The following is a 9,800-nucleotide window of genomic DNA, read 5'->3' on the forward strand; positions in this document are numbered from 1 at the left end:
CGCTACTATGCGGCGTGGTGGCTGGGGCGCATGCGGGTTGTGGAAGGGATCCCGGCCCTGATCGAAGCCTTGGCCGATGAGACGGATCGCACCACGCAGGGGGGATATCCGCTGCGGCGCAACGCCGCCCGTGCCCTGGGTAAGGTGGCCTCCCCTGCTGGGATCCCGGCCCTGAAAGAGGCTTTGCGCTGCTCCGATGGCCAAGTGGTGGCGGCAGCCGCCCAGGCGCTGGTGGAGATTGCCCTGGCCAATAACCTTGACCAGGATCCCAGGCAAGCTGGAGAGCTGGGAGCCGCTTTGCTCGAAGGGCTGCGCTGGGTAGAGCAAGGTTTGCAGACAGAAGCGCCTGCCGCCTTGGAGGCTTTGATTGAGGCTCTTGGACATCTGCAGGTGGCTGCCGCCCTGGGGCAGATCCGCCCCTATCTGGAGCACCCCTCGATGCGCCTGCAATGGGCGGCAGCGCGGGCCTGTTACCGCCTGACAGGGGATCCCACTTTTGTCCAGCCGCTACTGTCGGCGTTGGATCACCCCAACATTCATCTGCGGCGGGCTGCCCTTCTCGATTTGGGGGCTAGTGGCTACCTGCCAGCGGCCCAAGCCATGGCAGCGGCAGCGGTCGAGGCCAACATCAAGCTGCTCGCCCTCAAGCAATTGGTGGAGATAAACCTTAGATGTGGGAAAGAGGCTAGCACTGACCTACAGCAGGTGCTATGGCTAATCGACGAGCTGCTCTAACCCTCTGGGCAGGGAGAGGTAGAGCTGGGAAGGCGACCTCGACCTAAAGTTGACACCTAAGGGCTTATTTTGTTAAAGCTGATACAGAATAAAGTTGGGTTTTACCCTCTGAGCCGCATCCAGGAAGCAGGAGCTGTTGTCTAACGGCTTCTGAGAGGCCGGTGCAGGGGGGCCCCTTTATTTCGCCGCAGTTCATGTGGGGGAGTCTTCCTATGCAACTGACCTACCGGGGCATTGCCCACCCCTTTGTCCCTTCTGTCTCCGCAACCTGCCAGCGGCAGGAGGTGCCAGCGCAGTACCGGGGCTTGGCGTGGAGCTGGCCAGCTCAATTGGCGGCTGTGGCGCTGCCGCAGTCTTTTGTCTTGACGTATCGAGGCCTTGTCCTCAATCCGGAGGTGAAGGCAGCGAGCGAGGTTATCTCCCTGCGCAAGGACTTTATGACCCTAGTCAAAGAAACCCATCGGCAGCATCTGCTGAGCCGGCTGCAGGAGCGCATCCGCTCTGCCCAGGCCCGCGGAGATGAGCATTTGTTGCAGCAACTGGAGCAGGAGCGACAACTGCTGGCCTGAGCTCTATCTTGACTAACGAAAGTCCCCGCCCTCCCTCTCGAGGTTCGGAGAATTCGGGATAATAGTGCTGCCCTATGCCGAAGCGAGGGGGTAGCAGCTGTGAGCTTGTGGGTGAATCCTGCGAAGGAACCGATTGGGGCATCCCGACAGTTGTTCATTGCCAAAGCGGCGGTGGGGAGCTAGGGACATGGAGGAGTCTGCCAGGCGGGAAGGGATCCCAGGGGGCTCCGCCGCGTCTTCTCCACCCCGTTCCTTGCTCTCAGTGGCAGGACTGGTGGCAGGGGCCACGCTGCTTAGCAAGGGCATGGGGTTTGTCCGGCAGGCCTTAATTGCTGCAGTCTACGGCTCAGGGCCAGAGTACAGCGCCTTTAGCATAGCCTACGTCCTGCCTGGTTTTTTGTTGATCTTGCTGGGCGGGATCAACGGACCTTTCCACAGCGCTATCGTCAGCGTGCTCAAAAAGCAGCAGCCGGGAAGAGAGGATCCAGCCCGCTGGCTAGAGTCCATCTCTACCCTGGTGGGCTGCTTGCTTTTGGCGGTGACCTTGGGCCTCTGGTGGGGAGCCGACTGGGTGGTACACCTGAGTGCCCCAGGGGCCAGCCCCGAAGTGCATGTCCTCGCCGCTCAGCAACTGCGGATCATGGCGCCGCTGGCCCTGCTCTCGGGCTGGATTGGCATTGGCTTTGGGGCACTCAATGCAGCCGAGCACTACCTCTTGCCCGCCCTCAGCCCCCTCATCTCCAGCCTAGCTGTCATCGGGATCCTGCTCACGTTAGGGTGGACAGGGATCCCCACTTTACTAGCCTGGGGTGTGCTCATCGGCGCCATTGCCCAGTGGCTGGCGCAGGTGCCTCTGCAGATGCGGCTGGGGCTGGGGCGGCTGCGGCTGCGCTTTGAGTGGGGATCCCCGCCGGTGCGGGCGGTGGGCCTGCTGCTGCTGCCGGCAGTAGTCTCCTCCGGCATGATCCACATCAATGTCTACGTGGATCTCTTTTTTGCCTCCTTCGTGCCTGGGGATCGCACCATTGGCAACTTGGGCTACGCTCAGCTTTTGGTGCAAACTCCCCTGGGGATCCTCTCCAACATGGTGCTGGTGCCCCTGATGCCCCTCTACGCCCAGTTGGCAGGGGATGGATCCCGCTGGTTGGAGTTGCGCCAACGCATCCGCCAAGGGCTGATGGTTACGGCCATCCTCACCCTGCCCCTTGCGATGCTGTTGGTGGCCCTGGCTGAACCCATCGTCCAGATAGCCTACCAGCGGGGGCGCTTTACGCCGGAGGTGACCCAGGAGGTGGCGGCCCTGCTGAGGGCCTATGGTCTGGGGATAAGTTTTTACTTGCTGCGGGATGTGCTGGTGCGCATCTTTTACGCCCTGGAGGATGGGGCTACGCCGCTGCGTATTAGTGGCTTGTCCATTGGCCTCAACGCCCTGCTGGACTTCCTGTTTTTGCCCACCTTTGGAGCACCGGGCATTGCCCTAGCTACGGCAGGCGTTAACCTGATGGCTCTGATTGGGCTAGGGATCCGCCTCCACCAGCGCCTGCCGGGGATCCCTTGGCGGGAGATGGGACAGGCCCTGCTGCCCTTGCTGGGGATCACCACCTTGGCCGGGGGCCTCAGCCATTGGCTGTGGACACAACTGCACTCCCACGAGATCCTGGGATCCCCGCTGCTTACTGCTGTCCTGGGGGCTAGTCTAGCCGCCGGCATCGGTCTCGGCTTGTTTGCGGCGGGGGCCCTGTATTTGCGGATCCCGGAAGTGAACTGGCTGGCAGCCCGGATCCAGACGCGCTTGAGCAAGATTGCCAGCCAGCGATCTCCATCCAGACCCTAGGCAGGCCCGGCTAGCTGATGGCTTCGAGGTAGTCCCGAACTCGGTTGCGCCGCTTCGGCTGGCGCAGCTTTTGCAGGGCTTTGGCCTCGATTTGCCGTACCCGCTCCCGCGACAGATCCAAGGCGCGGCCAATCTCCGCCAGCGAGTAGGTGCGCCCATCCCCCAAGCCAAAGCGCATGCGGATCACATCCCGCTCGCGGCTGGTGAGATCCGCCAGCAACTGCTGCAGATCGCGATGCAGGGCCTCCCGCATCATCGTCTCCTCGGGGGAGATGTCGTCGGTTTCCAGCAGATCCCCCAGTTCGGTGTCTTTGTCTTTGCCCACCTTAGTTTCCAGAGAGACCGAGCGCGGCACCCGTACCAACAGCTCTCGTACTTGGGGCGGAGTCATCTCCAACTCGGAGGCAATGTCTTCGATGGTGGGAGTGCGGCCTTTCTCTTGGGAGAGCTTGCGCTGCGCTTTCTTGATCTTGTTCAGTTTCTCGGTGATGTGAACGGGCAGGCGGATGGTACGGCTTTGGGTGGCGATAGCCCGGGTGATGCCCTGCCGGATCCACCAGTAGGCATAGGTGCTGAAGCGATAGCCCTTCTTGGGGTCAAACTTCTCCACCGCTCGCTCCAGGCCCAGCGTGCCCTCCTGGATCAAATCCAGCAGCTCCAGGCCGCGATTTTGGTATTTTTTCGCCACCGACACCACCAGGCGCAGGTTGGCTTTGATCATGTGCTCCTTGGCCCGCTTGCCAATTCGCTGGATCTGCTGCAGCTTTTCGGGAGTGAGGTTGGCCCACTCAGGGTACTGGTTGGCTCTGGCCGCCCATTCAGCGAGGGTCGGATCCCGTCCCAACTCCTTCTGCAGGCGCAGGCGCACATCCAAGAGCTTCATGTAGTCTTGGACTCTTTGGGCCAGAGCCACCTCCTCATCGCGACCCAGGAGGGGAACACGACCGATCTCCTGCAAATAAAGGCGCACCAGATCGGTGGAGCGGCGAGCTGGCTCCTCTTCTGCAAACTCGCTCTCGGCCAGATCTACCTCTGCTTCCTCAGCAGGATCGAGGAGATCGCCATCGAACAAAATATCGTTGAGCTCAGGTTCGTAGTTAGACATGTAAGGCGTTGTTGGATAGCGACAGAAGCAGGCAAACAGGTCAGCCAAAAGGGCAGGACCATGAGGAAATCTCTGGGTTCAGTGTCTCCCTGAGGCGTTGCTTTGCGCTATCATCCCTCAAGTGAGATAAGCACTGCCCTCCTCACGCCTCGTTGTAGAGCTCTGCCCTTACTATAAAGAAGCTACCCTAGGGAGGGGAAGTTACAATAGTCAGTAAAGCACAATCCTCTTATCATAACTTAATTATAGTTGCCCTTCCCAGGCGAGAGTCACTAGATCCGACGTAGAGTCCCCTTCTCTTAAACTGCCACCGACCTTGCTGAAAAGCGCACTGTCCTTGGATTCTTGCCCAGGTGGGCTACAAGGCGATAGAGGTGGCAACTTGGTTTTTCTTTGGAGGGGGGCAGCCAACCCCTCTCGGTAGTCTAAACTGGCCAGCAGGCGTGCAAACTAGCATTTCATGAGCTACTTTCTTGCCAAGTCCCCTTCTTTCTGGTCAGGAGAGAGAGCCTCGATCGCAGTTGCGCCGCTCGTTAACTTTGGCTCTCTCGCCCAGGCACGCGCGGCAGTAGCAACCTCTTTTTCCCTGCATGGAGAGACAATTTCGACGCTGCTGCTGACGGTCTTGCTGGCCATTGGCCTCTTCTTTTTCCTGCGAGCCTCTGGCAAAGACCGCCTCGAAGCCCGTCTCTATTCTAGCAGCCGTAGCCTGGAGGAAATGGGATCCCTCCTTCGCGAGCACCTAGAGGGGCGCGCCTATCGCTTGCAATCTGCCGATGCAGAGGGGATCGCCACCTTTGTGGGTCAGGCGCGGCCTAGCGTGGGACTGGCCGTTTTTTTGACGGGGCTGGCGGGAGCGGGGCTGGCCTGTCTGGCTTTGGTGCTGCAGGTGCTGGAGCCGGGTTGGGGAGTTTGGCCCTGGACACTGCTGTTGGTCTCTCCTTGGGCAGGCTGGTACTACTGGCGGCGCAATCACCGCCCGCAGCAGCTCCGCCTAAGGTTGCAAGAGGCCGATCCGCCCCCCGGATCCCTCCTGTGGGTAGAGGGGCAGCGGGAGGAGCTGGAGGTGCTGGCCACTACCTTGGGGCTGCAAGAACGGGATCCAGGTTGAGAGTAGCCCTAGAGCTCTTTGGGGAAAAAGGACAGTTGATCCCCCGCTGTGGCATCGCAGTCGGGGATCCCGCTGGAATGGGATTCTTGCTTGGGCTGTTTTTTGGGGTTGTTTGAAGAAGGGCGGCTTTTCCCTTGGTTGCGCAGGCCCAGGCCAATGCGGCTGTGTTTTTCCACCAGAGCCAGCACCTGTTTGGCCCGCTCGATGACCGGCTGGGGCAGGCCGGCCATGCGCCCTACCTCGATGCCATAGGAGCGGTCGGCTCCCCCCGGCTGCACCTGGTGCAAAAAGATGATGCGATCCGGCAGCTCTTTGACCACCACCTGGAAGTTGGCCACGTTGGGCAGCAGCGTCTCCAGTTGGTTGAGCTCGTGGTAGTGGGTGGCAAAGATGGTACGGGCGCGCACGTGGGTGGCCAGGTATTCGGCCACGGCCCAGGCGATGGAGAGGCCGTCGAAGGTGGCGGTGCCGCGGCCAATCTCGTCCAAGAGCACCAGGGAGCGCTCGCCGGCGTGGTTGAGGATGTTGGCCGTCTCGTTCATCTCCACCATGAAGGTGGACTGTCCTGTGGCCAGATCATCCACGGCGCCAATGCGGGTAAACACGCGGTCGCACAGGCCCAACTCCGCCCGCCGCGCCGGGACAAAGCTGCCCATCTGGGCCAGGATCTGGATTAGCCCAATCTGGCGCAAGTAGGTGGACTTGCCGGACATGTTGGGGCCAGTGAGGACAATGAGATCGGGGCCGTGGGGGGATCCCAGCCGCACCGAGTTGGGGACAAACAAGCCCTGGGGCAAAGATTTCTCCACCACTGGGTGGCGCCCCTCCTCGATGATTAAACGGCGATCTGCAGTAATCACCGGGCGGGTGTAGCCCTGCTGCACGGCCACCTCGGCTAGGCCAAACAGAGCGTCGACAGCGGCCAGGGTCTGGGCCACCTGGCGGATGGCGGCAGCCTGGGATCCCGCCTCCTGGCGCAACTGCACAAACAGCTCGTACTCCCGCTGGTTGATCTCGGTCTGGGCAGTGAGGATGCGAGCCTCTTTTTCTTTAAGCTCAGGGGTGATGAAGCGCTCTTCGTTGGTGAGCGTCTGCTTGCGGATGTACTCCTTGGGCACCTGCTGCGCCTTGGCGCGGCTGATGCTGAGGTAGTAGCCAAAGGCCTTGTTGAAGCCGACTTTGAGGGTGGGGATGCCGGTGCGCTCGCGCTCGGTTTTCTCCAACTGGGCAATCCACTGGCGGTCTTGCTCCACCTGCTGCCGCAGCCTGTCCAGCTCGGCATCCACCCCAGGCCGGATCAGCCCCCCTTCGGTAAGCACAGGGGGCGGGGAGGGCAAGAGGGTGTGCTCAATGCGCCGGCCCAGGTCAACCAGAGCGGGATCCACCTGCTGTAGGCTCTGCAGGAGGGGAGTTTGGGCTTCGGCCACCAGCTCGGCCAGTTGGGGCAGTTTGCCCAGGGAGGAGCCCAGGGCCACCAGCTCGCGCGGGTTGGCGGTGCCGGAGGCGACGCGGTTGGCCAAGCGCTCCAGGTCGTACAGAGAGTCTAGAAGGGATCCCAGGCGGGTGCGCAGAGAGGGGTTTTCCAAGAGCTCCTGGATGGTGTCCTGGCGAAGGCGGATTTGCTCTGGATCCCGCAAAGGCTGCAGCAGCCAGCGGCGCAGGGTGCGCCCGCCCATGGCGGTGCGGCTGTGATCCAAGACCCAGAGCAGGGATCCAACAAAGGCCCCCTCGCGGATGGTCTGGGTCAGCTCCAGGTTGCGGCGGGTCTGGGCGTCCAATATTAGGTAGTCGGTGAGCTGGTAGGTGCGGGGCGGGCGCAGGAGCGGATGGCCCCCTTGGGGAGAGGGTTGCACCAGATTCTTTTGCGTCTCTTCCAGATAGTGGAGCAATCCCCCTGCCGCCCGAATGGCCAGCGGCAGTCCCTCGCAGCCCAAGCCCTCCAGGGAGCGCAGGCCATAGGTCTGCAGTAGGTTGTCCCGCGCCACCGCTAGCTCAAAGGGCTCCGCCGGGCGCAGGGTATAGGCGTACTGGCCGGGTAGGCCCAGGGGGGCTTGGGGATCCCCAGGCCGCATCAGGCCCAGGCCCAGCCCCTCTTCGGTGGGCAGCAGGATCTCCGCCGGCTGCAGCCGGGCCAGCTCCTGTTCTAGCTGCTCTTGCCCCTCACTCTGGCAGACCCAGAACTCACCGGTGGAAATGTCGGCATAGGCCAGGCCCCAGGCGGTTTGCTTGGAGCCTCGCAGGCGGACAATGGCCGCCAGGTAGTTGTTTTGCCGCGCCTGCAGCAGCTCCTCCTCGATGACCGTGCCGGGGGTGATCACCCGCGTCACTTCCCGCCGCACCAAGCCTTTGGCTTGATCCGCCGGCTCCATCTGGTCGCAGACGGCTAGGGCATAGCCTTTGGCCACCAACTGGGCGGCATAGCGGTCAAAGGCGTGGTAAGGGATCCCGCACATGGGCACCCGCCCGATGGCCCCCGCCTCTCGCCCGGTGAGCACCAGCTCCAGCTCCCGCGACACCAGTTGCGCGTCCTGGAAAAACATCTCGTAGAAATCCCCCAGGCGGTAGAGCAGGATGGCGTGGGGGTATTGCCGCTTTAGCTCTACGTAGTGCTGCATCATGGGGGTGAGCAGGGCGGGATCCACCTGCAGGGCATCCCAAGTGGGCTCAGGGGCAGCGGAAGAAGTCATAGCGCCAATACTTCAAGACGGCTCTGTCCAACCCAAGCTAGTCGGCTTCGGCCATTTATGATCTTCCCCCTCTCCTTGGGCAGCTCAGTGAAGGCAGACTTTGGTTTCGGGGAACAAGCCCGCCTAGGCGGCTGGGAGTGCCGATCCATCTCCCCTTGGCTCAAAGGGGGTCGAAGACTTATTAAAACTAACTTGCAATAGCCAAGAAAGCCTGTTATTCTGACAGCTACGTTCTTATTGAATCTAAGTCTCAACAAGCTAAGAAGCTCGGCAGGTTAGGGCTGCGCCGGGGTGGGTCTGGGTGCGCTGGCGAGCCGGCTGGGGCTGTCTTGTCTTGGGGATCTCCCCCTCTTAAAAGTCCAGAGGTTTGCGATGTTGGCCAAGCAAGAGCGTCTGTCATCAGGAGTTGACCCGGAGACCCGCTGGGGGCAGGCCAGGCGGATCCGCTCGCCGGTCGGCTTGATGGTTTTGCTACTGGGTGTCATCCTCTTGCTGCTTTGGATCTCAATCGCCTTGGGATCCGTTCCCATAACTTTTTCGGAGCTGTGGCAGGCCCTGGGGGGGCAAGGGGATCCGATCCGGCAGACCATTGTCTGGCAGTTGCGGCTGCCGCGGGCGCTTTTGGCCCAGTTGCTAGGGGCAGCCTTGGGGATGGCGGGGGCCCTGTTGCAGGGGATGTTGGGCAATGGGCTGGCGGATCCCTACCTGCTGGGCATCTCGGCGGGGGCGGGCCTGGCGGCCGTAGCGCTGCTCACCTGGGGGGAGTGGACGGCTTGGGTGCCCTTGGCAGCTTGGGTGGGCGGCGTGCTGACCACGGTGTTGGTGTATGGGCTGGCGCGCACCCGCTCCGGGCTGGCGGTGGAACGGCTGATCCTGGCGGGAGTGGCTGTCAGCGCCCTCTTTGGGGCGATCAGCTCTGCTCTGTTGCTCCTGGCCGATGAGCGGGTCCAGGTGGCCCTGACGTGGTTGATCGGCAGCCTGAGCGGGCGGGGTTGGCCGGAGGTGCGGGTGGCCGGGGTGTATATCCTGGTCGGGCTGGGGCTGGGCTGGGCGCAGGCACGGGCTTTGAACCTGCTGGGCCTAGGAGAAGAGATGGCGGTGAGCTTGGGGATCCCGTTGGTGCGGACGCGGGTGACCATCGGCTTGGTGGCGGCTTTGTTGGCGGCGGCAGTCGTCAGCGTGGGGGGGTTGATCGGCTTTGTGGGGTTGGTGGTGCCCCACATGGTGCGCCAGGGGGTGGGATCGGATCACCGCTGGCTGTTGCCCCTTTCTGCCTTGGCGGGGGCGGCTCTGTTAAGCGGCGCCGATCTCCTCGCCCGGCTGGGGGCTGTAGAGCTGCCGGTGGGGATCGTCACGGCGTTGATGGGGGCGCCGTTTTTCGGCTGGCTGCTGCGGCAGCGGGAGGCGGGGCAATGAGGGCGGGCTGGCCGATTTTGCAGGCCGAGGCGCTGAGCGGGGGCTATGGCTCGCATCAGGTGATCCGGCAGGTGAGCTTCAGCCTGCAGGCGGGGGACTGGCTGAGCATTGTCGGCCCCAATGGCTCAGGCAAATCGACCCTGCTGCGGCTACTCAGCCGAGTGTTGGTTCCGCAGGCGGGGCGCGTACTTTTGGACGGTCGGGATCTGCACACCCAGCTCAGCCCGCAACAGGTGGCGCGGCAGTTGGCCCTTTTGCCCCAGCAGCCGCGGATCCCGACAGGGCTGACAGTGCGGCAACTGGTGAGCTTGGGGCGTTCTCCTCACCAGCCCTGGTGGGCGTG

8 protein-coding genes are annotated in these 9,800 nt (G+C 62.6%); 6 read left to right on the top strand and 2 right to left on the bottom strand.

The window, feature by feature from the left end:
• The 3 genes from NW835_RS05135 to murJ all read left to right on the top strand — a co-directional run.
• Positions 1-735 (top strand): HEAT repeat domain-containing protein (locus NW835_RS05135; RefSeq protein WP_414414694.1); only part of this gene is annotated, 735 nt, incomplete at its 5' end.
• A 212-nt stretch (positions 736-947) separates the two neighbouring features.
• Positions 948-1,304, top strand: a complete 357-nt coding sequence (locus tag NW835_RS05140) for a DUF4278 domain-containing protein (RefSeq protein ID WP_414378010.1) — start codon at positions 948-950, stop codon at positions 1,302-1,304.
• 187 nt (positions 1,305-1,491) lie between these two features.
• Entirely contained in the window at positions 1,492-3,138 is a 1,647-nt protein-coding gene (gene murJ, locus NW835_RS05145; RefSeq protein ID WP_414414695.1) for a murein biosynthesis integral membrane protein MurJ, read from the top strand.
• A gap of 10 nt (positions 3,139-3,148) precedes the next feature.
• Here murJ and sigC read toward each other — a convergent pair whose 3' ends face one another.
• Positions 3,149-4,243, bottom strand: a complete 1,095-nt coding sequence (gene sigC, locus NW835_RS05150; protein WP_414363909.1) for an RNA polymerase sigma factor SigC — start codon at positions 4,241-4,243, stop codon at positions 3,149-3,151.
• A 460-nt stretch (positions 4,244-4,703) separates the two neighbouring features.
• Between sigC and NW835_RS05155 the strand changes: the two genes are divergently transcribed.
• Positions 4,704-5,354: a cofactor assembly of complex C subunit B gene (locus NW835_RS05155; RefSeq protein ID WP_414414696.1), complete on the top strand. Its 651-nt coding sequence runs from the start codon at positions 4,704-4,706 to the stop codon at positions 5,352-5,354.
• 8 nt (positions 5,355-5,362) lie between these two features.
• Here NW835_RS05155 and mutS read toward each other — a convergent pair whose 3' ends face one another.
• The gene (gene mutS, locus NW835_RS05160; protein ID WP_414414697.1) at positions 5,363-8,041 is read right to left on the bottom strand and encodes a DNA mismatch repair protein MutS; all 2,679 of its coding nucleotides are present in this window, start codon (positions 8,039-8,041) and stop codon (positions 5,363-5,365) included.
• A 372-nt stretch (positions 8,042-8,413) separates the two neighbouring features.
• Between mutS and NW835_RS05165 the strand changes: the two genes are divergently transcribed.
• Together NW835_RS05165 and NW835_RS05170 are read left to right on the top strand one after the other, a co-directional pair.
• Positions 8,414-9,457: a FecCD family ABC transporter permease gene (locus NW835_RS05165; RefSeq protein ID WP_414414698.1), complete on the top strand. Its 1,044-nt coding sequence runs from the start codon at positions 8,414-8,416 to the stop codon at positions 9,455-9,457.
• Positions 9,454-9,800 (top strand): ATP-binding cassette domain-containing protein (locus NW835_RS05170; RefSeq protein ID WP_414414699.1); only part of this gene is annotated, 347 nt, incomplete at its 3' end. The genes NW835_RS05165 and NW835_RS05170, both read left to right, overlap by 4 nt.

The sequence above is a fragment of the Synechococcus sp. OH2 genome, assembly GCF_047462155.1.
GTDB lineage: Bacteria > Cyanobacteriota > Cyanobacteriia > Thermostichales > Thermostichaceae > Thermostichus.

Coding starts and splice junctions, on each gene's coding strand:
- mutS (WP_414414697.1), bottom strand. CDS start 8,041: ATGACTTCTTCCGCTGCCCCTGAGCCCACTTGGGATGCCCTGCAGGTG.
- NW835_RS05165 (WP_414414698.1), top strand. CDS start 8,414: ATGTTGGCCAAGCAAGAGCGTCTGTCATCAGGAGTTGACCCGGAGACC.
- sigC (WP_414363909.1), bottom strand. CDS start 4,243: ATGTCTAACTACGAACCTGAGCTCAACGATATTTTGTTCGATGGCGAT.
- NW835_RS05155 (WP_414414696.1), top strand. CDS start 4,704: ATGAGCTACTTTCTTGCCAAGTCCCCTTCTTTCTGGTCAGGAGAGAGA.
- murJ (WP_414414695.1), top strand. CDS start 1,492: ATGGAGGAGTCTGCCAGGCGGGAAGGGATCCCAGGGGGCTCCGCCGCG.
- NW835_RS05140 (WP_414378010.1), top strand. CDS start 948: ATGCAACTGACCTACCGGGGCATTGCCCACCCCTTTGTCCCTTCTGTC.